Source organism: Bradyrhizobium sp. (assembly GCF_004799445.1).
GTDB lineage: Bacteria > Pseudomonadota > Alphaproteobacteria > Rhizobiales > Xanthobacteraceae > Bradyrhizobium.
Genome location: NZ_SSNA01000137.1, coordinates 28,616 through 53,416, shown reverse-complemented (window position 1 = coordinate 53,416; position 24,801 = coordinate 28,616). Strand labels below are relative to the sequence as shown.

Below are 24,801 nucleotides of genomic sequence, written 5' to 3'. Positions count from 1 at the left end.
TGAGGGGTACGCTCCAGCGAGGGACCGTAACCCCTCACCCGGATCGCCAAAGGCAGTCTGACCTCTCCCCACGGGAGAGGTCACCGAACCCCAACACCCTGCGTCCATCGTCATCAATTCAATTCTAGTTTAATGCATGCCTGATCGCGCTATCGAGCGCCTTCAGGCCGGTTTCGAGATCACCCTTGAGATGCACCCGCAGCGCGCGCCGGCCGCGCTCGGTTAGCACGTCGAAATCGCCGCGCGCCTGCGCCGCCTTGATCACGCCGAAGCTGGCCTTTTGGCCGGGCACGGCTAAATCCGCGGCGTCATCGGACGTGATCTGCAGGAAGACGCCGCTGTCGGGGCCGCCCTTATAGGCCTGCCCCGTGGAATGCAGGAAACGCGGACCGAATTCCGCGCAGGTCGCGACATGGCGCTTGTCGCGTACCGCAAGCCGCATGGCCTGCAGCGCGGCGATATGGGCGGCATCGCGCTCGATATAGGCAAGCAGTGCCACATAATCGTCGCTACCTGCGCGCGCCATGTGGGCTTTCAGCCACGAGCCGAGGTCGCCGTCGGCACCGGCCCTTCGCAAGTCGGCGGCATTTTTTTCGTCGGTATAGAGATCGGCCTCCGCTGACGACATCACCGGCTTTTCGGTGGGCAGCGCGCCGGATTTCTCGAACGCCGCGGTCAACTCGCGGGTCTTGATCTTGGCGGCCTCGACGTCCGGCTGGTTGAACGGGTTGATGCCGAGGATCGCACCGGCAACCGCGGTCGCCATCTCGAAGCGGAAGAATTCCTGGCCGATATGCGCGATTGATTTCATGACAATGCGCACTACCGGATGCCCGGCCTTTTCCAGCGCGGCGAGCTTGTCATCGTGCGGGGCGTCGCCTTTATCTTCGGTGCGCAGATCGATGAAGAACCGGTCGTTGCCGTAGAGCGCCGCATCGCCCAATGGTTCGCCTTCGATCGGGATCAACCCTTTGCCGTCCTTGCCGGTGGATTCGGCGATCAGCTGTTCGGCCCAGGCGCCGAAATCGGCTATTTTGCTGGACGACAGGATCGTCACCTTGTCGCGCCCTTCGAGGCCGGCCAGCCCCATGGCGAGGCCGAGCTGTACGCCGGGATTTTCGTGCGGCGGCACATCCGGTCCGCAGGAGCGCATCATCGAAAGCGTGTTTTTGATCAACGTGCGCACATCGATGCCGGCGGTCGCGGCCGGCACCAGCCCAAACGGCGACAGCACCGAATAGCGGCCACCGATCGAGGGATCGCCGTGGAAGATGCGCGCGAAGCCTTGCTTGGTCGCAACCTTCTCCAGCGAGGAGCCCGGGTCGGTCACCGCGATGAAACGATGGCCGGCCTTGTCGGCGCCGATCGTTTCGGAGACACGGGCGAAGAAGTAATCCTTCATCACGTTCGGCTCGGTGGTGCCGCCGGATTTGCTGGAGACGATGAAGACGGTATTGGCGAGATTGATCTTCGCCTGAAGGCTGCGGACCTGCGCCGGATCGGTCGAGTCCAGCACATGCAGTTTGGGAAAGCCCGGTTGCCTGGCATAGGTTTCGGCCAGCACTTCAGGCCCGAGGCTCGACCCGCCCATGCCGAGCACCACCGCATCGCTGAAGTTCTGCCCCTTCACGCGATGCGCGTAATCCTCGTAGTCGGCGACATCGGCAGCAGCCGGACTGTTCAGCCAGCCCAGCCATTTGTGCTCGTCCTCGCCGGTCCACACCGAATTGTCCTTCTGCCAGAGCCGCCGGATATTTGCCGACGCGCGCCATTTCTCGGTGCTCTTTTCGACGGCTTTCCCGAGGCTTGCGCCCAACGCCAGCTGTTGCCGGTCGATCCCGCCGCCGAGCACCGCCGCGCGCTTGTTGGCTACCGCCCCGTATAGCTTGTCGGCGGCATCCGCGAACAGCTTGACGCCGTCCTTGACCAGCTCGGCAGTGATCGCATCAAGCGAGATGCCGGACTTTTCGAGCTCGGCGAGGACGTGTTTGGCGTCCTCGACATTTTCCTCAAGGCTGTCGCGCGGCGTGCCGTGATCGCGGAAGGCGTCGAGCGTCGTCGGCGGCACGGTGTTGACCGTGTTGGGACCGATCAGCTCCTCGACATAGAGCACATCGCTATAGTCCTTGTTCTTGGTGCCGGTCGAAGCCCACAGCAACCGCTGCGGTTTTGCGCCTTTGGCCGCGAGCCGGTCCCACCTCGGGCCGGAAAACAGGCGCTTGTATTCCTGATAGGCGAGTTTTGCATTCGCGACCGCGACCTTGCCCTTCAGCGCGGCCAGCCGTTCCTTCTCGCTGGGGTCGTTGGCGCGCGCGATCCTTTCATCGAGCTGCTTGTCGACCGCGCTGTCGATGCGGCTGACGAAGAAGCTGGCGACGCTGGCGACATGGGAGGGATCGCCGCCGCCGGCGACATAGTTCTCCAGGCCGGAGAGATAGGCGTCGGCTACTTCGACGTAGACCTTCTGCGAGAACAACAACGTGATGTTGATGCTGATGCCTTCGCCGATCAGGTGTTCGATCGCGGGCAGGCCTTCCGGCGTCGCGGGTACCTTGACCATCAGGTTGTCGCGATGAACGGCCTTCCAGAGCCGTTCGGCCTCGGCGATGGTGCCTTTGGTGTCCATCGCCAGATACGGCGATACTTCGAGACTGACGAATCCGTCTTCGCCCTTCAAATGATCGTAAACCGGGCGCAGCACGTCGGCGGCGTGCTGGATGTCTTCGACCGCCAAATGTTCGAAAAGCTCGGCTACCGGACGATCGCCGTTTTTTAAGGCATGGCCGATCGCGCCGTCATATTCGTCCGAACTGCCGATCGCCTTCTCGAAGATCGACGGATTCGAGGTCACGCCCTTGACGCCGTCGGTATCGATCAGCTTCTTCAGGTCGCCCTTGGCGACAAAGCCGCGGGCCAGGAAATCCAGCCAGACCGCCTGGCCGTGGTTTTCTAGTGCTTTGACGGGATTCATGATGCCCTGTTTCTGTTCGAGCGGGTCTGTTGTCGGCTTGACCGCAACCTTCTCTGCCGGGACGCCGGATTGTCAACAAATAGACGGTTCTGATGGCGGGAATATGCGTATCCGAACAGGATAACGCCACTGCCGACATATCGATCCCCTCGGAATACGCCAGTCCAGTGGGCCCCCGGCGATGTGAAGGGCAGGGCTTGAGGTCCCGCCTCCTCATGCGGGGATCGAGAATGTGCATGCCTGGCCTGCCTGGCATGGCGAACGCCTTCCGAGCGGCCCGTCCAGCTGCTATCGTCCAACCATAAAAAAGAATAGTCGCAGGGGAGGATACTTCAATGACGTCGGGAATCGTTCGCGCCACCAGCCGCCGCCGTTTTCTGCAATATCTCGCCGGAAGCCCGCTGCTGGCATCCGGCGCGCTGGCAGCCTACGGCATGGAAGCCCCGTCCAAATTGCCCGATCCGATGATATGGGCGCCGCCGGGTAGCGACGATTTGATCGGTCGTCCAAAGGACGCCATCAACGTGTTCGACTTCGAACCGGTGGCCCGCAAGAACGTGCCGCCGGCGCATTTCGGCTACATGGCGTCCGGCATCGACGACGAGGTCACGCTGCGCGCCAATCGCGAGGATTTTCTCAAATTCCAGCTGATGCCCCATCGTCTCAATGACGTCTCCAAGGTCGACACCAGCATCGAGCTTTTCGGCACGAAATATGATTCGCCGATCTTCGTATGTCCGACCGGCGCCAACCAGTTCTTTCACCCCGACGGCGAGCTTGCCGTGGCCAGAGCCGCGCGCACCGGCAATCATCTGCAAATGCTGTCGACATCCTCGAATTTTTCCGTGGAGGACGTCACCAAGGCGCGCGGCGCGCCGGTCTGGTTCCAGCTCTATGCATCGCCGAGTTGGGAGGTCGCGCAGGCGCTGGTCAAGCGCGCCGACGGCGCCGGCTGTCCGGTCCTGATGGTGACGGTCGATCGTATCGCGGGCCGCAACCAGGAAACCCTGTTCCGTCTGATGCGGACCGACACACGCGAATGTTCCTCATGTCACGACCGAAGCAGTTTTGCCGCGCGGGCGGCCCGCCGGCACAATTATGACGGCATCGACCTCACCGGTATCAAGGGCGGCGGTGAGTCCTCCAATCTTAACTGGGATACCGTCAAGCGCATGCGCGACGTTACCCGCATGAAGATCATGCTCAAGGGCATCATCACGGCCGAGGACGCCGAACTGGCCGCGCAGAACGGGATCGACGGCATTCTCGTTTCCAATCATGGCGGCCGCGGCGAGGACAATGGCCGCTCCACCATCGACGCGCTGCCGGAGATCATCGCGGCGGTGAAGGGGCGCATGCCCGTCATCGTCGACAGCGGATTCCGCCGCGGCACCGACGCCGTCAAGGCGCTGGCGATGGGCGCGCAGGCGGTCGGTGTCGGCCGGCCCTATCTGTGGGGGCTGGGGGCTTTCGGCCAGGAGGGCGTGGAGCGGGTGCTCGAAATCGTCCGTACCGAGACGCGGGCGGCCATGCAGCAATGCGGCGCGCGCTCGGTGAAGGAGCTCAATGCGAGCTTCGTGCGCCGCGCGAGCTAGCCAAGGCGTTCTGGACGAACTGGAACCGGATTGCGTTCGCGCCGTTCATCGTGCCGGCACCAATGTCCGGCAACCGTCCGCCGCAGCTAGATTGGCTGGCGATCGATTTCGGTGGCGTGCCACACCGATCGCCGCCGACGCTTAAGGCAAGGAATCCCTAAATGAATCAGGACTTGCAGCGAAGCAAGGTTCCGGAAGTCACGCTGGTGTTCTGGTGCATCAAGATACTTGCGACGACCCTCGGGGAGACCGGTGGCGATGCGGTGTCGATGTCGATGGACCTCGGCTATGCGCTCTCTAGCTTGATCTTTATCGGCATTTTTGTGGTCGCCGTCGTCGCGCAGATTTCCACCAAAGCCTTTCATCCGCTGCTGTACTGGCTCGTTGTCATCGCCACCACGACCGCGGGCACGACGATAGCCGACTTCGCGGACCGCTCGCTCGGCATCGGTTATCCCGGAGGCGCCTCGGCTCTCTTCGTGCTTCTGATGGCGTCCCTGGCGGTGTGGTACTGGTCGGCCGGGTCGATTTCGGTCAGCACCATCGTCTCGCCCAAGATCGAAACGTTCTATTGGGTGGCGATCCTGTTTTCGCAGACGCTCGGCACCGCGCTCGGCGACTGGATGGCGGACACCAACGGGCTCGGCTACGAAGGCGGCGCGCTGGTTTTCACGGCGGGGCTCGCGGTGATCGCGGCGGCCTACTTCTGGACCGGCATCTCAAGAACGCTGCTGTTCTGGGGCGCTTTCATCCTGACGCGGCCGCTGGGCGCCACGCTCGGCGACCTTCTCGACAAGCCGCTCGAGGATGGCGGTCTTGCCATCAGCAGGTTTTATGCAACCGCCATTCTCGCCGCGGTCATCCTTGCCTGTGTTGTGTTTCTGCCCCAGCGGGCCGGCTCCCATGCAGAAAACGCGGATGCGGCGCGTTCCTGATCGCGGCAAACGGCCGGAAGACAGCTGGGCTAGCGCAGACTGGCGTTGATCTTGTCCAGCGCCGGGGTGCCGGGGCAGAGGTCCTTGGCCTCGAGCGTATTGAGCGGCGTTTCCACGGTGTTGAGATGGGTGTGGAGGTCGTCCGCGTCCGGATCGACGTAGAGCAGGCCGGTGACGATCTGGCCCTTGGCGGCATGCTTTGTCAGGAATGACATCGCGCCGACCCGGTCATGCGCGTCGTAATCCGCATCGATCTTGCGCAGCGCGATCTTGCTGCCGTCATGCTGCTCGACGACCTGCACCGTACCCGGCGCGTAATCCACCGAGATCGGCTCACGCCCGGTGATGACGTCGAGGCGGTTCACCGCATCGTTGTGCTCGCGCACATAGTCGAAGCTCTTGGTCGAACCGGCATGGTTGTTGAAGGCGACGCAGGGGCTGATGACGTCGATGAACGCCGCGCCCTTGTGCTCGATCGCGGCCGCGATCAGCGGCACCAGCTGGGTCTTGTCGCCGGAGAAGCTGCGCGCCACGAAGCTCGCGCCGAGCTGAAGCGCGATCGCCACCAGGTCGACGGCGTTGTCGGTGTTCATCACGCCCTTCTTCGACTTCGATCCGCGGTCGGCGGTGGCCGAGAACTGGCCCTTGGTCAGGCCGTAAACGCCGTTGTTCTCGACGATGTAGGTCATGTTGACGCCGCGCCGGATCGAATGCGCGAACTGGCCGAAGCCGATCGACGCGGAGTCGCCGTCGCCGGAGACGCCGAGATAGATCAGGTCGCGGTTGGCGAGATTGGCGCCGGTCAAGACCGACGGCATGCGGCCATGCACCGAATTGAAGCCGTGCGAATTGCCGAGGAAGTAGTCCGGGGTTTTCGAGGAGCAGCCGATGCCGGAAATCTTGGCGACGCGGTGCGGCTCGATCGAGAGTTCGTAACAGGCCTCGATGATCGACGCGGTGATCGAGTCATGGCCGCAGCCGGCGCACAGCGTCGAAATCTTGCCCTCGTAATCCCGGTGCGTGTAGCCGAGGCCGTTCTTGGGCAGTCCCGGATGATGGAATTTCGGCTTGGCGATATAGGTCATGACTTTACCTTGCGCAGCGGGGTGACCTGGAGCTGGTCCTGGTGGTCGCCGATGGCGCCGGCGATGAAGCGCGCGGTGATCGGCGTGCCGTCATAGTGGCGGATCGGAACCAGCCGTACCGGATCGATGCCGTTCTCGTTGACAATCAGCGAGCGAAGCTGCGCATCGCGGTTCTGCTCGACCACGTAGACGAAATCGTGGTCGGCGATGAAGCTGGCGACGCTGGAATGGAACGGGAAGGCGCGAATCCGCAGCCGGTCGAGCTGATGTCCGCGCGCCTCCAAAAGCTGGATCGCTTCATCCATCGCCGGAGCAGTCGAACCGAAATAGATCACGCCGTATTTGGTGGGCTTGGCGGCGTTGGCCTGCAGCGGCCGCGGCACCATGTCCTGGGCGGTCTCGAATTTGCGCACCAGCCGCTGCATGTTGTCGGCATAGACCGAACCTTCCTCGGAGTAGCGCGCGTAACGGTCGCGCGAGGTACCGCGGGTGAAAAACGAACCCTTGGTCGGATGGGTGCCGGGATAGGTGCGGTAGGGGATGCCATCGCCGTCGACATCGAGATAGCGGCCGAAGTCGCGGCCGTCCTCCAGCATCTCCGCCGTCATCACCTTGCCGCGGTCGTATTGCCGGGCGTCGTCCCATTTCAACGGGCGGCAGAGCCGGTGGTTCATGCCGATATCGAGATCGAGCATGACGAAAATCGTGGTCTGCAGCCGTTCGGCAAGGTCGAAGGCCTGGGCGGCGAATTCGAACGCTTCCGCCGGATCCTCCGGAAACAGCAGCACATGCTTGGTGTCGCCATGGGAGGCATAGGCGCAGGCGAGGATGTCGCATTGCTGGGTGCGGGTCGGCATGCCGGTCGAGGGGCCGGCGCGCTGCACGTTCATGATCACGGCCGGGATCTCGGCGAAGTAGGAAAGCCCGATGAATTCCTGCATCAGCGAGATGCCGGGGCCGGAGGTGGCGGTGAAGGCGCGCGCACCGTTCCATGACGCGCCGATCACGATGCCGATCGAGGCCAGTTCGTCCTCGCCCTGCACGATGGCGTATTTGGCGTTGCCGGTTTCGGGATCGTGGCGCAGCTTCTTGCAATGGCTGCCGAAGGCGTCGGCGAGCGAAGATGACGGCGTAATGGGATACCACGCGCACACCGTGGCGCCGCCATAGACCGCTCCCAACGCCGCCGCGTTGTTGCCCTCGATGAAGATGCGGTCGCCGACCTTGTCGGCCTTCTTGACGCGCAGGCCGATCGGGCATTTGAGGTTCTGCAGCGCCCAGTCGCGGCCGAGATGCAGCGCGTGGATATTCGGCGACAGCAGCTTTTCCTTGCCCTTGTATTGTTCGGCGATCAGCTGCTCGATCAGCTTCGGGTCCATGTCGAGCAGCGCGCACAGCGCGCCGAGATAGATGATGTTCTTGAAAAGCTGGCGCTGACGTGGGTCAGTATAGGTGGAATTGGTGATCGCGGTCAGCGGCACGCCGATCACGGTGATGTCGGTGCGGAACTTCGACGACGGCATCGGCTTGGTCGAGTCGTAGAACAGGTAGCCGCCGGGCTCGATCGAGGCGAGATCCTTGTCCCAGGTCTGCGGATTCATCGCCACCATCATGTCGACGCCGCCGCGCGCTCCGAGATGGCCGGCTTCGGTCACCCGCACCTCATACCAGGTGGGCAGCCCCTGAATGTTGGACGGGAAGATGTTGCGCGGGCTAACCGGTACGCCATGGCGCAGGATCGAACGGGCGAACAGCTCGTTGGCGCTCGCCGAACCCGATCCATTGACGTTGGCGAAGCGAACGACGAAGTCGTTTACGCTGCTGATCGGGCTTTGGACGGGCATGATGTACCTGCGTGGGTCATGTCGATGAGGTATTTCTGCATGTCCCAAGCGCCGGTGGGACAGCGTTCGGCGCACAGCCCGCAATGCAGGCAGACGTCTTCGTCCTTGACCATCACCCGCCCGGTCTTGAGGCCGTCGGCGACATAGAGGTCCTGGTCCGGATGCGGCGACGGCGCCTTCAGCCGCTGGCGCAGATCGGCTTCCTCGCCATTCTGCGTAAAGGTAATGCAATCCATCGGGCAGATATCGACGCAGGCGTCGCACTCGATGCACAGCGGCGCAGTAAACACCGTCTGGATATCGCAGTTCAGGCAGCGCCGCGCCTCGCCGAGCGCGAGCTTGAGGTCGTAGCCGAGTTCGACCTCCGCGCGGATATCCTTCAGCGCCACGACCTTGTCGCGGTGCGGCACCTTGAAGCGCTTGTCCTCGGTGGGGTCGTTGTCATAGCTCCATTCGTGGATGCCCATCTTCTGCGACGAGATCTGCACTTCCGGAAGCGGCCGCTCGGTAATGTCCTCGCCCGAGATCAGCTTGTGGATCGAGAGCGCCGCGTCGTGACCGTGCGCCACCGCCCAGATGATGTTCTTCGGGCCGAACGCGGCGTCGCCGCCGAAGAACACCTTCGGATTGGTCGACCCCATGGTCTTGGCATCGACCTTGGGCATGTTCCATTGGTCGAATTCGACGCCGCAGTCGCGCTCGATCCAGGGGAAGGCGTTCTCCTGGCCGACCGCCACCAGCACGTCATCGCAATTAATCGTCTCGTCCGGTTCGCCCGAGGGCACCAGATTGCGCCGGCCCTTGGCGTCGTATTCGGCCTTCACCTTCTGGAAGGTGACGCCGGTGAGCTTGCCATTGTCGTGAACGAACGCCTTCGGCACCATGAAATTGAGGATCGGAATGTCTTCATGGATGGCGTCCTCCTTTTCCCAGGGGCTCGCCTTCATCTCGTCGAAGCCGGAACGCACGATCACCTTGACGTCTTCGCCGCCGAGACGGCGCGCGGTGCGGCAGCAATCCATCGCGGTATTGCCGCCGCCGAGCACGATCACGCGTTTGCCGATCTTCTCGACATGACCAAACGACACGCTGGAGAGCCAGTCGATGCCGATGTGGATATGGCTTGCCGCTTCCTTGCGGCCGGGGATGGTGAGCTCGCGGCCGCGCGGCGCGCCGGAGCCGACAAAGACCGCGTCGTAATTCTCAGCCAGCAGCTGCTTCAGGCTGTCGATCCGCTGGCCGCCTTTGAATTCGATGCCGAGATCGAGAATGTAATCGGTTTCCTCGTCGATCACGGAATCCGGCAGCCGGAATTTCGGGATCTGGGTTCGCATCATGCCGCCGGCCTTCGGATCGGCATCGAACACCGTGCAGTGGTAACCGAGCGGCGCGAGGTCGCGGGCCACCGTGAGCGAGGCGGGACCGCCGCCGACGATCGCGATGCGCTTGCCGTTTTTCTTCGCTGACGGCCGCGGCATGCGGTGCTTGACGTCGTCCTTGAAGTCGGCGGCGACGCGCTTCAGCCGGCAGATCGCGACCGGGGTTTCCTCGACGCGACCGCGGCGGCACGCGGGCTCACACGGGCGATCGCAGGTACGGCCGAGAATTCCGGGAAACACGTTCGATCGCCAATTGATCATGTAGGCGTCGCTGTAGCGGCCTTCGGCGATCAAGCGGATGTATTCTGGGACGGGCGTGTGCGCGGGGCAGGCCCACTGGCAATCCACGACTTTGTGAAAATAGTCTGGCGCCGAGATATCAGTCGGTTTCATTCCTACCTTGTCCGCGCAAAAAAACTCGAGAATGGCGCGGCCTTATCTTTGCCTGCGAACGCTCAGCTGGCGTTTTTGTGGTTTTTGAATTGCATCATCAGCTTATCGTATTAAAGCCATTCAAGATGTTCCACAAAGGCAATTTTGCGCGATCTCCAGGTTTCATGCGTCGTGTCGCTAACGGAAGGATAAAAATACATTTATTTCGCAGTGCAGCATACGCGGCGCCTAAGTTTGATGCATTGATCTAGAACAACCCAATGTCGCTTCCAGCGAGGTCCCACATCAGGCTGTAAATGCCGGTGGAAATCACGGCGGATCTGAAAGGAGCGTCATCTCCTAAACGCGCCGCGGTGGCCGCAAATGCCGAATGCACATCTGTTGCGTCGATCAGCACGAACCAGTCGCCGGCACCTGCGCTCGCCGCCGAAGCAATTTCCGTGGTCGGCCCGGACAATGCAGGATCGCTTTCGATCAGATGCATCGAGATGACCCCGTCGAGGTCGAGCGGATCGAGCGCGTGCTGGAGTGATGCGCGTAACTTGCCCTCGCTCCCCGCGATCGGGCGAATGCGGACGATGCCGAGCGCGGCACCGCGGCCCTGTCCACGGCTGATGGTGATGCGGGCCACCGCGCGGACCATGTTCTGGAAACGTGCCATGGTCTTTTTCGACCATTCGGTCGGGTTGGCGAGCCGGCTTTTGTAGGCTGGGCTATCCAGCACCTCTATCGTGCTGGTCGAGTAGAGGCAGAGATATTTCGGCGAAGCGTCGTGCGCGATATAGCGTCGGGCTTCGAGGAAGCCTTCAATGGCGACGCGCTCCTGAAGGTGCTCGCGGTCGTACCAGCGATTGAAGTCCGCTTCATCCGATGCGTCGATGTCCATCGACGTCAGCAGCATGCCTTTTCCGGCCATCGGCATTGTTCGAAAATCCCCTAGCGCGTGATTTTGGAGGCGATGTCCGCGATCGCCTTCATCACCGCGTCCCTGACGCCGGGATCGTACAGCGTGTGGCCGGCGCCTTCGATGATGCGAATTTCGGATTGCGGCCAGCGCGCGGCGAGCGCGTGCGACGTCGAAGGCGGGCAAAGCAGATCGTAGCGGCCTTGCACGATGACGCCTGGAAGCCCATCGAGCTTGCCGGCTTGTTCGAGAAGCTGGTCCGGTTTCATGAAACAGCCATTGGCAAAATAATGCGCTTCCATGAACGGCGTCGCGGGCAGGGCGCCATTCGATTTCAGCGACGAAGGATCGAGCCGCGTGCGCGAGGGCATGTGCTCGGATAGAATTCGCTCGGCGTCATGCCAGGCGCGGGCGAACGAGCCGTGGATGGCGGGATCGACGTCGAGAATCCGCCGCCAGTACGCTTCAAGCGGCGTCCCGCGTTCCGCCTCGGGTAAGAGGCCGACAAAATCGTCGCTGAGGCCGGGATGGAAGCGCGGCAGCGCGTCGAGAAACCCGCCTTCGAGCTCGCTATGGGTGCCGAGGAAGGTCGCGCGCAAGACGATACCCGAAACCCGGTCGGGGTGGGCCTGCGCATAGGCCAGCGCCAGTGTCGCGCCCCAGGAGCCGCCGACGATCATCCAGCGCGGAAAGCCTAGTCTCTCGCGGATCATTTCCATGTCGGCGATCAGATGCGGCAGCGTATTGTGCTCGCGGCGGCCCTTGGGGCGGCTTCGGCCGGCGCCGCGCTGGTCGAACAGGACCGCATGGAAACGCTCGGGATCGAACAGCCTGCGGTGATCGGGCTGGCAGCCGCTGCCGGGTCCGCCATGCAGATAGACCGCTGGCAAGCCGTCGGCGCGGCCGACGGTTTCGACATAGATCTCGTGGCCGTCGCCTACGGCCAGTTGCTCCGACGTCAGCGGCGCGAATGGGTCGGCGCGCTTGCCGGCGGACCTGGCCGCGTCGGCGTCAGGCGCCATGGTCGTCTTCCGCCTCCGGCGTGCCGCCTGCAAAATTGCGATAGATGAAGCGGTTGTGGTCGGCGGCCGCTTCCTGCTCCGCCAGTTTGAAGATCTGCTCATGCAAGGGCGACAGCGTGCAGGCCGGGTCGGTATTGCCGGCGTCGCCGGTCAGCGCAAAGGCCTGGCAGCGGCAACCGCCGAAATCGACTTCCCTGAATTCGCAGCTCTTGCAGGGTTCCGGCATCCAGCCGGTGCCGCGATAGCGGTTGAAGGCCTCGGAATTCTGCCAGATCCAGGCGATCGAATGATTTGACCGCACCGATTCGAATTCCATCCCGGTAATGCTCTCGGCGGCATGGCAGGGCAGTATCTTCCCTGCCGGCGAAATGTTGAAGAACTGCCGGCCCCAGCCGCCCATGCATTTCTTCGGCCGCAGCGCGTAATAATCCGGCACCACATAGTCGATCGCGAGCGTGCCTTTCAGCCGCGCTTGCGCTTCCTCGACGAGGCGGCTGGTCTGTTCGATCTGTTCCAGCGTCGGCATCAGCGCGGCGCGGTTCTTTAGCGCCCAGCCGTAATATTGCACATTGGCGACTTCGAGCCGGTCGGCGTCGAGATCGACCGCCATCTGGATAATATCAGGCAGCTGGAACAGGTTCTGGCGGTGCATGACGGCGTTTACCGTCAGCGGCAAATCCAGCTCGCGCGTCCATTTCGCCACTTCGATTTTCCTGGCGTGCGCGCCTTTGAAACCGGCAACCCGGTCGGCAACCACGGGCTCGTTGCCCTGAAAGCTGATCTGCACATGGCTCAGCCCGGCGTTGGCCAGCGCGGCAAGTCTTTCGCGGCTCAAGAGCACCGCCGAGGTGATGAGATTGGAGTACAGCCCGACATCGCTGGCATGCTGGACGAGTTCGACCAGATCCTTGCGCGCGGTCGGTTCGCCCCCGGAGAAATGAATCTGCAGCACGCCGATCTCGGCCAGTTCGGAGAGGACCTTCTTCCATTCTTCCGTCGTGAGCTCGCTGCCGCCGCGATCGAGCTCGACCGGATTGGAACAATAGGGGCATTGCAGGGGGCAGCGATGCGTCAGTTCGGCGAGCACCGCCAATGGAATACCGAAGGTCTCCGCGGTCGATCCACGTCGCTGCAGTGCCGCGAGCCCGTCGGCGGGATCGCTGGCCACAACGTTGGCGTCTGTAAGCGTCGGACTCATGATGTCCTCTCGCGCGCTTCGGTGAGGAAACCCTTGTCGGCCAGATCCTGCAGCATGGCGACGACGTCGGTGGCGATCGCGCTGCGTTCAGCGGCGTATTTGGCGGCGAGCTGGTCGACCATATCGGCGACGCTGCGAAGGCCGTCGCAAAGCTGCAGCACCTCGACCGCGATCTCGTCCGGCGCCAGCACGCGCTCCGGCGCCAGGATGACCCAGACCTGCCGCGTCTCATCAAACCTCAGCTTCGCGTGCCGCGGCAGGACCGGGCGGCTCGCTTCGCTGACGCTGATGTGGCGTGGGCTTGCCATGGCTTGTTTCCTAGCTGGCCTTGAGCTGGTCTCTCTAACTGGTTTTGGGCACAAACGCGCCGGGCGGAATGTGGCCGTCGACATAGGCATGATACAGCGCGTCGAGCTGAACCCATAGCACATTGGTCTTGAAGATCAGCGCATTGCAGACCGCTTCGCGCTCGGCCTGGGTCTTGGCATGGGTCCTGACATAGTCGAGCGCGAAGTTGGCATCGCGCGGCGCCTGCGTCAGGCGCCGTTTGAAATAGCTCATGATATCGGGATTGACGAAATCGTAATGCGCCAGCATGCCCGAGATGCGTTCTTCGTGCAGGTTCGGCGCGAACAGTTCCGTCAGCGAGGAGGCGATGGCCTCCAGCGGGCTCTTGTCACGGACGAAATGGACGTAAGCTTCCACCGCGAAGCGCGTCGCGGGCAGGATGCCCTCGGTGGATTCGACATAGGTGCTGTCCAATCCCAATCCTTCCGTGAGCTTCAGCCAGCGCTCGATGCCGCCTTCGCTGCCGACGTCGCCGTCGTGGTCTTCTATCCTGTGCCGCCATTCGCGACGGGTGCCGATGTCGCGAAAACGCGAGATCACCACGGCGTCCTTGATCGGTATCGTGCTCTGGTAATAGTAGCGGTTCAGCGCCCAGGCCTGCACCTGTCCCTCGTTCAGCTTGCCGCCGTGCAGTAGCCGGTGAAAGGGATGCAGGTTGTGATAGCGCGCGGCGCCGATCTGGCGCAGCGCCGCTTCCAGCTCATCGGCGCTGTTCAGCGAGGTTCTGCCACCGAGTGAAAACGCGGTCATCCCTTCCAGGGTCATGGCGTTCAAAGCGTGATCTCCGTTCCATCAGCGGGAATTTGCCAGCCGGCCTGCTCGGCGATCTTGCGTTCCGCGGAATCGTGCAGCAGCGCCGGATTGGAATTGTTGATATGCAAAAATATTTTCCTGTCGATGCCAAGGCCGGAAAGCGCTGCGATCGCCCCGGTATCCCCTGACATCGCGATATGTCCCATGCCTTGCCCGGTCTTGTTGCCGAGGCCTGCCAGGATCAGTTCGTCGTCGCGCCACACGGTGCCGTCGAAGAACACCAGCGGTGCGCCGGCAAGCCGCGATTTAAGGTCGTCGGTGACGTCGGCGCAAGCGGCAAGGAAATAGAAGAACTTGCCCGTCGCCTTGTCCCGGATCCGAAGACCGAGCGTGTCGCCCGCGCCATCCGCTCCTGCCGGGTGGACCTTGCCCTCCAGATACCACGCACTTTTGCCGGCAACGGCGAACGGCAAGATCTCGATGCCTGAGGGTGAACCACCGGGCAGCACCGGCTCGAACGTCTGTTCCACCTCGATCGGCTGGCGTCGCACGTTCTTCTCGTTGAGCACGTTGAAGATGCTGTTGGAGTTCAGGATCGCCAGCACCTTGCGGTGCGCATAGATCGCAAACGGCCAGCCTTCGCGCATCGACAACAGACCCGCGACCGCGTCGATTTCGCCGTTGGTCAGGATAACGCCCGCTATCGGGCTGTGACGAAGCTTGCCGGGGGCGGGGTGAAGCTGCGGTGTCGCGATCAGTTGCTGGCGCAGATCCGGCGACGCATTGATCAAAAACCAGTGATCGCCATCGGCGCTGATCGCGATCGAGGCCTGGGTGCTCTGCAGCTCGGGATGTCTGGTCCGCGCCGCCAGACAAACCGGGCAGCCACAATTCCACTGTGGAATGCCGCCACCCGCCGCGGCGCCCAAGACGACGACGCGAAGCATGATCCGTCTCCTGGAATTCTCTCAACGCGAAATTTTCCAGGCTTGGGTATTTGAACAAGCTTGGATATTCGAAAAACTTCAAAGGTGGACGCGGGCACAAACAACGTTCCACGTCAGGAACGTGTCAACCCGCGGTCCACCTTAGTCAAGGATGAAGCAGACGCCGCCGCTTACTTGCGGGCAGCGCAGGCATACATATTGATTTCCATGCCGACCGGCACTTCGACGATCTTCGGGGTCTTCCAGGCCATTTTGGCTCTCCTTGTCAAACCGGACGAACTCCGCCCTGCCAATAAGGTAATACGGATCGAAAAGTTCGCCAGCAAAATCTTTTTATCCCAAAGTTCCGCCCGTTTTATGCTGCGCTGCAACAGCAAGTCACGGGCTTGTGCGAGCGCACGTCAAACCAATGATGGATCAATGGGTTCATATCGCGGCCAATAGATGCCGACGGCGGTCCGACCCGCGGCGGCGATTCCAGATAAAGAAATAAGGCACTTGTGAGAGGTCGATGACGCCCCTCCGGAGCCCTCAACCGCAATAGGTCTGACCCATGCCGCGATACTTCTTCAATACGCGTATCGGCGAAGAATTGATCGCCGACCCCGAAGGCGAAGAACTGCGCGACCCCGATCGCGCGTGGGAAGTCGCCCGCGCGATGATCCAGGAACTGCTGAAAACCGAGGGCGCGGAGGGCGGCCTGCTGGGGGCGGTCCTTGAAGTGACGGACGATGAAGGTGACACGGTGCTGGAGTTTCCGTTTACGGAGGCGCTGTTCGACGTTTCCGACGTTCCCGTCACAAAGCACTGATATCAAGTCAGCGCGGTTGGAGGCGCCACACCGCTGCCTTGCCTCTATTCCAGCCATGCGGCTCCGCGCGACCGGCTATTTCCGGGATGTTTCCGATTGCGCGCCGGTGGAAAAATATTCAAGAGTGTGCGCATGAAGGCCACCGGCACGGGCAGGTTCTTGCCCATGCAAAGGTTCAAAGGCTTCCACAAAGGGGAGAACACTATGAGGATCTGCTCATCGGCGCCGCGCAGCCTGCTGCTGGCTGGTGCCTTTTTAGGAATTTTGACATACGGCGCTGCAGCGCAGCAGCCGGCCAGTCCGCCCGCTGCGGCACCCGCCGCCGCGCCGGCGCTGCCGCCAGGCTCGCCCCTGCTCGGACGGCCGGACAACGCAGCGGCGGCGAAGCTTGCGCCGGTCGCAGCACCTCCGCTCGCCGCCGCGCCCGACAAGCTGCCGCTGGCCAAGCTGAAAGTCCCGGCCGGCTTCAACATCGAGGTCTATGCGGCCGGCATGGCCAACGCGCGTTCGCTGGCGCTGGGCGACAAGGGCACGGTTTTTGTCGGCAGCCGCCTGCTCGACAAGGTCTATGCCATCGTCAACAAGGACGGCAAGCGATCGGTCAAGATCGTAGCCTCCGGTCTTTACCGGCCCAACGGCGTCGCGTTCAAGGACGGCACGCTGTACATCGCCGAACTCTCCAAGATTTCCAAGATCGAGAAGGTCGAAGACAATCTCGACAATCCGCCGAAGCCGACGGTGGTCTACGACAACCTGCCCAAGGACGAAGCCCACGGCTGGAAGTTCATCGCCATCGGACCTGACAACAAGCTGTATATTCCGGTCGGACAGCCCGGCAACAACGTTCTGCATGACGCCGACCACGGCCAGATCCGGCGGATCAACCTCGACGGCACCGGCGCCGAAGTCGTCGTGCTTGGCGTTCGCAACAGCGTCGGGTTCGACTGGAATCCGGAAAACAAGCAGCTCTACTTCACGGACAACGGCCGCGACTGGCTGTCGGAAGACGTTCCGAATGACGAGCTCAATCGCGTTACCAAGGTCGGCGAGGACTTCGGTGCGCCTTACTGCTATCAGGGCAACATCCCGGACCCTGAATTTGGCTGGGGACATTCCTGCAGCGAGTTCACGCCACCCGTCGGCCTGATGGGGCCGCACGCGGCTGCGCTTGGCATGCGGTTCTATACCGGCAACATGTTCCCGAAGAGCTACAAGAACGCCATCATCGTGGCCCGGCATGGTTCCTGGAACCGGACCAACAAGTTCGGCGGTGACGTTGTGGTTGTGCATCTCAACAAGGACGGCACGGTCAAGAACATCGAGCCGTTGATCACGGGCTTCCTGGAAGACAATAAGTATGTCGGCCGGCCGGTCGACGTGATGCAGATGAAGGACGGTTCGCTCCTGGTCTCCGACGACTGGAACGGCGCCGTCTATCGCATCAGCTACGGCAAGCAGAAGGTTGCCACGCAGTAAATCGCGGACAACAATCGGGGGCAGCGTGAGCTGCCCCCGATTTTCGTTTTTTGGACGGTGTTGCTCAGGATGGATCGATGCGAAGGGTAATGATGGCGCTGGCGTTTGCATCGCTGGCTTTTTCGGCGAGCGCCGAGACGATCGAACAGCGGGCCGTTACCTGTTTTGCCTGTCATGGCGAGCACGGCCAATCCGAGACCGAAAATACGCCCTCGCTCGGCGCCCAGCAGGCGCCGTACGCGCTGATCCAGCTTTTCATGTTTCGCGAAAAGCTGCGGACGTTCGAGCCGATGAACGAGATGGCGAAGTCGTTCACCGACGACGATCTTCAGAAGTTTTCCGATTTTCTTGCCAAGCTGCCGAAGCCGGCGCCGCCGGCCGATGCCGGCGAGCCGGCGCGAATGCAGCGTGGGTTGGCGCTGGCGCAGCAGAATAGATGCAACAGCTGTCATAATGCCGATTTTTCCGGCAAGGAAAACGTGCCCCGCATCGCCAACCAGCGCGAGGATTATCTCGCCAAGACGCTCAGTGAATACAAGGACAACAGCCGCCACGGCTATGACGGCACCATGGCGGACGTGATGGGGTCGGTCAGCAAAGAGCAGATCGCCGAACTTGCGTATTACATCGCCCGCGTCCGCTAGAGCGCTTTCGAGCGAAGTCGATACCGGTTCGCGTGAAGAAAACGCGTCAAAACAGAAAATTAGAGCAGGTCGACTCTGATTCAATCAGAACCGACCTGCTCTAGGCCGCCAGGGCTGCGGTATGGCGCTGCGATCTGAGCGGCGCTACAAGTTTCGGCGAGATGGAGTTGGCCATGGAAGATCTCTGGCGCCTGCCGGCTACTGAACTTGCCGGCCTGGTAAGGTCGAAGAAGGTTTCGGCGAAAGAGGCCGCGTCCGCCGCGCTCGCCCGGTTGGACGCCGTCAATCCAAAGATCAATGCGGTTGTCGACCACCGGCCGGAAGAGGTGCTGGCGCAGGCCGCCCTGATCGATGCGGCGATCGCGCGCGGCGAAGACGCCGGCCCGCTGGCGGGGGTGCCTGTCACCATCAAGGCCAATATCGATCAGGCAGGGTTCGCCACTACCAACGGCCTCAAGCTGCAGCGCGACGTCATCGCGCGCACCAACAGTCCCGTGGTCGACAATCTGCGCAAGGCGGGTGCGGTGATTCTCGGGCGCACCAACTGCCCGGCGTTTTCCTATCGCTGGTTCACTACCAACCTGATCCATGGCGACACCAGAAATCCGCGCGATCCGGCGATCACGCCGGGGGGCTCGTCCGGCGGTGCGGGGGCGGCGGTGGCTTCCGGCATCGGCCATATCGCGCACGGCACCGACATCGCGGGATCGATCCGCTATCCCGCCTATGCCTGTGGCGTGCACGGCCTGCGACCGACGGTAGGCCGCATCGCGGCCTTCAATGCGTCGCTGCCCGAACGCGCCATTGGGCCGCAGATCTCGGCGGTATCCGGTCCGCTGGCGCGCACCATCGGCGATCTCAGGATCGCATTGGCGGCGATGTCCGCTTACGACGCGCGCGATCCCTGGTGGGTGCCGGCGCCGCAGCAAGGGCCTGCCATGCCGAAGCGGGCCGCGTTGTGTCTTCAGCCGGACGGGCTGGAGACCGTGGCCGAGGTGAAGGCGGCGGTGGCGGATGCGGGCAAACGCCTGGAGCGCGCCGGATGGAGCGTCGAGGAGATCGCGGCCACGCCGCCGTTGCGCGAGGCGGCCGAGCTTCAGACCAAACTCTGGCTTGGCGACGGCTATGAGGCCCAGCTTGCTGCCGCCGAGCGTGAGGGCGATCCCGGCGCGCTGGCGTGCCTGCGCGGCAACCGGGCCAAGGTTTTTCCATTCGATGCTGCCGCGTTGTCCGGGGCGCTGACGCGGCGGGCGACGCTGGCGCGCGAATGGCTGCAGTTCTTCGAGACCTATTCGGTGCTGTTGATGCCGGTATCCGCCGAACTGCCGTTCCCCGATGGGCTGGATCTGCGCGACGACGCCTCCTTCGCGCGGGTTTGGCGGGCGCAGCTGACGCAGATTGCGATTCCCTTCATGGGGTTGCCTGGGCTAACGGTGTCCACGGGTTTGGTGGGGCGGATTCCCGTCGGCGTTCAGGTGGTTTCCGGTCGCTACCGGGAGGATTTGTGCCTGCTGGCGGGTGAGGCGATCGAAGCCGGTGGAACGCCGTCGGCGCCGGTCGATCCCGTCAGCAATTAAAGGGGCTTAAAGAAATACCATGGCCAGCATTTACGATTTCACGGCAAAATCGCTCGCCGGCGAGGATGTTCCGCTGAAGCGGTTCGAAGGTCAGGTTCTCTTGATCGTCAACACCGCGAGCGCCTGTGGATTTACCCCGCAATACAAGGGCCTCGAGGCGCTGCAAAAGACTTTCGCTTCGCGCGGCTTTTCGGTGCTCGGATTTCCGTGCAACCAGTTCGGGCGCCAGGAACCGGGCGACGCCGCGCAGATTCAGCAATTCTGCGCCACCAACTATGCCGTCAGCTTTCCGCTGTTTGACAAGATCGACGTCAATGGCGGCAACGCGCATCCGCTGTATCAATATTTGAGGAGCGAGAAATCCGGGCTGCTCGGCTCGTCGATCAAATGGAATTTCACCAAATTCCTGGTCGACCGTTCGGGCAAGGTGGTGGCGCGCCACGCGCCGACCACAACCCCGGAAGCCCTTACAAAGGAAATCGAGGCGCTATTGTGAACGAGAAGAACCAGACCATGACGACCGATCAATTGCCGGACCGGCTTTCGAGCGATCCGAAAAGCCCCTACTACGACGAAGCGGTGCTGGCGCGCGACGTCGGCATTCGCTTCAAGGGCATCGAGAAGACCAATGTCGAGGAATACTGCGTCAGCGAGGGTTGGGTGCGCGTGACCGCCGGCAACGCCAAGGATCGCTACGGCAATCCGCTGACCATCAAGGTCCATGGCCCGGTAGAGCCGTATTTTCGCGACAAGGGAACGTCCTGAGTTTCTTCTTCCGTCATTGCGAGGAGCGAAGCGACGAAGCAATCCATTCTTTCCGCTGGTGCAGCAATGGATTGCTTCGCGGAGTTTATCATCGGGCGCGCATTCGCGCGACCCGGTGGCTCGCAATGACGGTGTAGACAGTTCCCGCCATCTCCCGAAAGCCAAAGCCAATGTCCGTCCGCATCGTCGACATCCGCGAAGTGACAAAACCGATCTCCTCGCCGATCCGCAACGCCTATATCGACTTCACCAAGATGACGACGAGCCTGGTCGCCGTCGTTACCGACGTCGTGCGCGACGGCAGGCGCGTGGTCGGCTACGGCTTCAATTCCAACGGTCGCTACGGGCAGGGCGGATTGATCCGCGAGCGGTTCGCGCCGCGGCTCAAGGAGGCCGATCCGAAGACCCTGCTCAACGAGGCCGGCGATAATCTCGATCCGGACAAGGTCTGGTCGGCCCTGATGTCGAACGAAAAACCCGGCGGCCATGGCGAGCGCTCGGTGGCGGTCGGCACCATCGACATGGCGGTATGGGATGCGGTGGCCAAGATCGCCGGCAAGCCGCTGTTTCGGTTGCTCGCCGAGCGTCACGGCCGCAACGCCAATCCGCGGGTGTTCGTCTATGCCGCCGGCGGCTATTATTACCCCGGCAAGGGCCTGTCGATGCTGCGCGGCGAGATGCGCAGCTATCTCGACCGCGGCTACAACGTCGTCAAGATGAAGATCGGCGGCGCGCCGATCGCGGAAGACCGCCTGCGGATCGAGGCCGTGCTCGAGGAGATCGGCAAGGACGCGCAACTCGCCGTCGACGCCAACGGCCGGTTCGATCTGGAGACCGCAATCGCCTACGCCAGGATGCTGCGCGACTATCCCCTGTTCTGGTACGAGGAGGCCGGCGATCCCCTCGACTTCCAGCTGCAGGCGGCGCTGGCGGAATTCTATCCGGCCGCCATGGCCACCGGCGAGAATCTGTTCAGCCATCAGGATGCGCGCAATCTGATCCGCTATGGCGGGATGCGGCCCGACCGCGACTGGCTGCAATTCGACTGCGCGCTGTCCTACGGGCTTTGCGAATATCAGCGCACGCTTGGGGTTCTCAAGACCCACGGCTGGTCGCCGAGCCGGTGCATCCCGCATGGTGGCCATCAGATGTCGCTGAATATCGCCGCCGGCCTCGGCCTTGGTGGCAACGAGAGCTATCCCGACCTGTTCCAGCCCTATGGCGGTTTTCCGGACGGCGTTCGCGTCGAGAGCGGTCACATCACCATGCCGGATTTGCCGGGCATCGGCTTTGAGGGGAAATCGGATCTCTATACGGAGATGAAGTCGCTGGCGTCGTGAGAATGTTGTGAGGTGGTACTGCCGCCCGCTGCCCGTTCGTGGCGCAGCCCGGTCTCGGCCAGTCAACCCGAGATTTAGAAACGATCCAAACGACAACACCATCGCGGCCGGCGAGAGGTCGATCGGGCAGCAACTGATCTCGTCGTTTTAGAATGTATCGAACAATACAGCTCGTTTTTTTGCGCTGGAGAAATTGCTCGCTCCACAAACCATTGTGCCGCAGCGATTTCCTCGATTCAGTGAATTAGAAATTTTCTAAGAAATAATTCCGGCGAGAGTGATTCTAACTCGCCTGTCTCGACACATTGCTCCCATTTCGCCATGAGCCTTCACACGCCGCAACAGACGCGGCGCGACATTGGGGGCAGCTGCCGTGAAGAGTTCGTTGAAGTCTAAAATCCGTCTTGCATCCGCGGTGCGGCTTCGCTCGGCGAGCTATGTCGTGCTCGGCGTATTGGTCGGTGCGCAGGACACCCGGGCCCAGACGGCAGCGGCGCAGCAGGCATCCGGAACGTCGCTCCCGCCGGTGACGATTACCGCTCCCGAAGGCAAGCGCCGCGCCGATCTTGCTCCGGCTCAATTGCGCGCCACGCGCGGCAGCGCCCAGCGCCGGTCGCAAACGGCGCACCGGCCGGAGACGAGCCCGGCGCCGAAGCCGTTTGCGGTGTCGCAGGACGCCCGCACCGGCACGACCGGCTATTATTCCGACAGCACATCGGTCGGCACCAAGACCAACACGCCGCTGCTGAACATCCCGCAATCGGTCAGCGTCCTGACCAAGGATTTCATTCAGGACCAGAGCACCCACGGCATCACCGAACTGACGCGCTACGTTCCGGGCGTCGCGGTGCATCAGGGCGAGGGCAACCGCGACGAACTCGTCATTCGCGGCGTCGATTCCAGCGCGAATTTCTTCGTCAACGGTTTCCGTGACGACGTTCAATATTATCGCGATATCTACAATACCCAGAGCCTCGAAGTGCTGAAGGGTCCCGCCGCGCTGGTGTTCGGACGCGGTGCGGGTGGCGGTGTGGTCAATCGCACGCTCAAGGAAGCCGACGGCACCAGGGTTTATGATGCGAGCGTGCAGACGGGCTCTTACGGCGATCGCCGGGTCACGCTCGATGCCGGCCAGGCCATCAACGAGAACGTCGCCGTGCGCCTCAATACGTTCTACGAAGGAAGCGATACATTCCGTGACTACGGAAACCTGGAGCGCTTCGGATTCAACCCGACCGTCACACTGAAGCCGGATGACGATACCAAGATCAAGCTGAGCTACGAATTCTATCACGACAGGGAAGTCGCCGATCGCGGCAATCCGTCGTTCGGGACCGGGACGCTGTTTAATCCGACGGCGCCGTTCGCACCGAACGGCAATCTTTCGGCGTTCTACGGCAGCCCGCAATACAACAATACCAGGGCGGACGTGCAGACCGGAATGGCGGTGATTGAGCACGATTTCGGCAACGGATTGACCGTCAAGAATTCGTCGCTGTACGCCGATTTCAACCGATCCTACCAGAACGTCTATCCCGGCAGTTCGGTCGCCGCCAATGGCAGCTTCAGCTATAACGCCTATAACCACGTCACCAACCGCGAAAACGCGTTCAACCAGACCGACTTCATCTACAAGACGATGACCGGTCCGGTCCGTCACACCATCGCGTTCGGAACGGAGTTCGATCGGCAGACCGGCCTCGATCTTCGCAATACCGGCATCTTTGCCAGCACCGGAACCAACGCGGCGCCGGGCAATGCGCTCGCTCCGACCTATTTCGGCCCGGTCAGCTTCATTCACCAGCTTCCAGGCGCGTTTTCGCCCGGCGTTACCGCGGCCGATTCCGACAGCAAGTACCGCCTCAATATCGAATCCGCCTATGCGCAGGACCAGATCGATATCACGCGCTGGCTTCAATTGATCGCCGGTGCGCGTTTCGACCGCTTCGAACTCAGCGCGACCGATGAAAACACCGCGATCTTTCGTACCCGCACCGACGATCTGGTGTCGCCGCGCGCCGCTGTCATCGTGAAGCCGGTCGACAATCTGTCGGTCTATGGCGCCTACAGTATTTCGTATCTGCCGTCAGCCGGCGATCAGTTCAGCGCGTTGAATACCGGGTCGGCGCTGATCCCGCCGCAGAAGTTCGAAAACACCGAAGTCGGCGTCAAGTGGAATATCTTTCCGCGCCTGCAGTATACCGCGGCGATTTATCAGTTGAACCGTACCAACGTGCCGCTGGCAATCGGCGGCGGCCTGTTTGCGATCAGCGGCCTGAACGTCATCAAGGGCTTCGAGACGGCCTTGACCGGCTATGTCACCAAGGATTGGCAGGCGACACTCGGCTACGCCTACACGGATGCGCGAATCGGCAGCAATACCAATTCCTCGACAGCGGCCAATCCGGCCCCACCGACGATCCTGGCGGGCAATCGCGTTCAGCTCGTGCCGTTCAACCAGGTCTCGCTCTGGAACAAGTATCAGATCGATTCAATGTGGGGCGCCGGGCTCGGCGTCATCTACTTCTCGGATTCATTCGCGTCGTCGGACGACTTCGTGAAGCTGCCGGGGTTTGTGCGCGTCGACGCCGCGCTTTACCTGAAGATCAACCAGACCTGGAGCGGGCAGCTCAATATCGAAAATGTCTTCAACCAGGGTTATTGGGCGAGCGCCGACGGCGACAACAACATTTCTCCCGGTCAGGGCCGCACCTTCCGGTTGGTGGCCAGGGCTAAACTCTAGAATTGAAGGACCTCAGAATTGAAGGACTTGGAATTGATCGCCGGCAGCAGGCAGGAAATCATCTCCTGCCG

Annotated in this window: 21 protein-coding genes; 10 read left to right on the top strand and 11 right to left on the bottom strand. The window is 62.2% G+C overall.

From position 1 onward, the window contains the following. Positions 1 to 124: 124 nt before the first annotated feature. On the bottom strand, positions 125 to 2,971 hold the full coding sequence (locus tag E8A46_RS18980; RefSeq protein ID WP_291564271.1) for a bifunctional transaldolase/phosoglucose isomerase: 2,847 nt from the start codon (positions 2,969 to 2,971) through the stop codon (positions 125 to 127). 335 nt (positions 2,972 to 3,306) lie between these two features. Here E8A46_RS18980 and E8A46_RS18975 point away from each other — a divergent pair, with 335 nt between their 5' ends. Further along, positions 3,307 to 4,566 carry an alpha-hydroxy acid oxidase gene (locus E8A46_RS18975; protein ID WP_291564267.1) on the top strand — a complete coding sequence of 420 codons (1,260 nt, stop codon included), beginning with the start codon at positions 3,307 to 3,309 and terminating at the stop codon, positions 4,564 to 4,566. 161 nt (positions 4,567 to 4,727) lie between these two features. After that, positions 4,728 to 5,501 (top strand): hypothetical protein, encoded by a 774-nt coding sequence (locus E8A46_RS18970; protein WP_291564265.1) that lies wholly within the window; start codon positions 4,728 to 4,730, stop codon positions 5,499 to 5,501. 29 nt (positions 5,502 to 5,530) lie between these two features. On the opposite strand, the gene E8A46_RS18965 is transcribed toward E8A46_RS18970, so the two are convergent. The 10 genes from E8A46_RS18965 to pqqA form a co-directional block, all read right to left on the bottom strand. Beyond that, on the bottom strand, positions 5,531 to 6,586 hold the full coding sequence (locus E8A46_RS18965; protein WP_291564262.1) for a 2-oxoacid:ferredoxin oxidoreductase subunit beta: 1,056 nt from the start codon (positions 6,584 to 6,586) through the stop codon (positions 5,531 to 5,533). Continuing rightward, the gene (locus E8A46_RS18960; RefSeq protein ID WP_291564259.1) at positions 6,583 to 8,430 is read right to left on the bottom strand and encodes a 2-oxoacid:acceptor oxidoreductase subunit alpha; all 1,848 of its coding nucleotides are present in this window, start codon (positions 8,428 to 8,430) and stop codon (positions 6,583 to 6,585) included. Before E8A46_RS18960 ends, E8A46_RS18965 begins: the two co-directional genes overlap by 4 nt. Then, entirely contained in the window at positions 8,400 to 10,202 is a 1,803-nt protein-coding gene (locus E8A46_RS18955) for an FAD-dependent oxidoreductase (protein WP_291564256.1), read from the bottom strand. Before E8A46_RS18955 ends, E8A46_RS18960 begins: the two co-directional genes overlap by 31 nt. A 247-nt stretch (positions 10,203 to 10,449) precedes the next feature. Continuing rightward, a complete protein-coding gene (locus tag E8A46_RS18950; RefSeq protein WP_291564253.1) occupies positions 10,450 to 11,124 on the bottom strand; it encodes a DUF4286 family protein in 675 nt (224 codons plus the stop codon). Between the two features lie 14 nt (positions 11,125 to 11,138). Next, entirely contained in the window at positions 11,139 to 12,128 is a 990-nt protein-coding gene (gene pip / locus E8A46_RS18945; protein ID WP_291564249.1) for a prolyl aminopeptidase, read from the bottom strand. Next, positions 12,118 to 13,326 carry a pyrroloquinoline quinone biosynthesis protein PqqE gene (gene pqqE, locus E8A46_RS18940; protein ID WP_291564246.1) on the bottom strand — a complete coding sequence of 403 codons (1,209 nt, stop codon included), beginning with the start codon at positions 13,324 to 13,326 and terminating at the stop codon, positions 12,118 to 12,120. Before pqqE ends, pip begins: the two co-directional genes overlap by 11 nt. Then, positions 13,323 to 13,634, bottom strand: a complete 312-nt coding sequence (gene pqqD / locus E8A46_RS18935) for a pyrroloquinoline quinone biosynthesis peptide chaperone PqqD (protein ID WP_291564243.1) — start codon at positions 13,632 to 13,634, stop codon at positions 13,323 to 13,325. Before pqqD ends, pqqE begins: the two co-directional genes overlap by 4 nt. A 34-nt stretch (positions 13,635 to 13,668) precedes the next feature. Beyond that, a complete protein-coding gene (gene pqqC / locus E8A46_RS18930) occupies positions 13,669 to 14,433 on the bottom strand; it encodes a pyrroloquinoline-quinone synthase PqqC (protein WP_291564317.1) in 765 nt (254 codons plus the stop codon). Between the two features lie 11 nt (positions 14,434 to 14,444). Beyond that, positions 14,445 to 15,374, bottom strand: a complete 930-nt coding sequence (gene pqqB / locus E8A46_RS18925) for a pyrroloquinoline quinone biosynthesis protein PqqB (RefSeq protein WP_291564240.1) — start codon at positions 15,372 to 15,374, stop codon at positions 14,445 to 14,447. A 170-nt stretch (positions 15,375 to 15,544) separates the two neighbouring features. After that, the gene (gene pqqA / locus E8A46_RS18920) at positions 15,545 to 15,625 is read right to left on the bottom strand and encodes a pyrroloquinoline quinone precursor peptide PqqA (RefSeq protein ID WP_009031067.1); all 81 of its coding nucleotides are present in this window, start codon (positions 15,623 to 15,625) and stop codon (positions 15,545 to 15,547) included. Between the two features lie 302 nt (positions 15,626 to 15,927). Here pqqA and E8A46_RS18915 point away from each other — a divergent pair, with 302 nt between their 5' ends. From E8A46_RS18915 to E8A46_RS18880, 8 genes are all read left to right on the top strand, one after another. After that, a complete protein-coding gene (locus E8A46_RS18915) occupies positions 15,928 to 16,185 on the top strand; it encodes a hypothetical protein (protein WP_291564237.1) in 258 nt (85 codons plus the stop codon). Between the two features lie 204 nt (positions 16,186 to 16,389). Next, positions 16,390 to 17,661 carry a PQQ-dependent sugar dehydrogenase gene (locus E8A46_RS18910; RefSeq protein ID WP_291564234.1) on the top strand — a complete coding sequence of 424 codons (1,272 nt, stop codon included), beginning with the start codon at positions 16,390 to 16,392 and terminating at the stop codon, positions 17,659 to 17,661. Between the two features lie 77 nt (positions 17,662 to 17,738). Beyond that, positions 17,739 to 18,305 carry a c-type cytochrome gene (locus E8A46_RS18905; protein ID WP_291564231.1) on the top strand — a complete coding sequence of 189 codons (567 nt, stop codon included), beginning with the start codon at positions 17,739 to 17,741 and terminating at the stop codon, positions 18,303 to 18,305. Positions 18,306 to 18,478: 173 nt separating this feature from the next. Next, positions 18,479 to 19,882 (top strand): amidase family protein, encoded by a 1,404-nt coding sequence (locus E8A46_RS18900; protein ID WP_291564228.1) that lies wholly within the window; start codon positions 18,479 to 18,481, stop codon positions 19,880 to 19,882. A gap of 19 nt (positions 19,883 to 19,901) precedes the next feature. Next, positions 19,902 to 20,378, top strand: a complete 477-nt coding sequence (locus E8A46_RS18895) for a glutathione peroxidase (protein ID WP_291564226.1) — start codon at positions 19,902 to 19,904, stop codon at positions 20,376 to 20,378. Between the two features lie 17 nt (positions 20,379 to 20,395). Further along, a complete protein-coding gene (locus tag E8A46_RS18890) occupies positions 20,396 to 20,647 on the top strand; it encodes a DUF3297 family protein (protein WP_291564221.1) in 252 nt (83 codons plus the stop codon). A gap of 170 nt (positions 20,648 to 20,817) precedes the next feature. Beyond that, positions 20,818 to 21,987 (top strand): mandelate racemase/muconate lactonizing enzyme family protein, encoded by a 1,170-nt coding sequence (locus E8A46_RS18885; RefSeq protein ID WP_291564218.1) that lies wholly within the window; start codon positions 20,818 to 20,820, stop codon positions 21,985 to 21,987. Between the two features lie 373 nt (positions 21,988 to 22,360). Continuing rightward, a complete protein-coding gene (locus E8A46_RS18880; protein WP_291564215.1) occupies positions 22,361 to 24,730 on the top strand; it encodes a TonB-dependent siderophore receptor in 2,370 nt (789 codons plus the stop codon). The last annotated feature ends 71 nt before the right edge of the window (positions 24,731 to 24,801 follow it).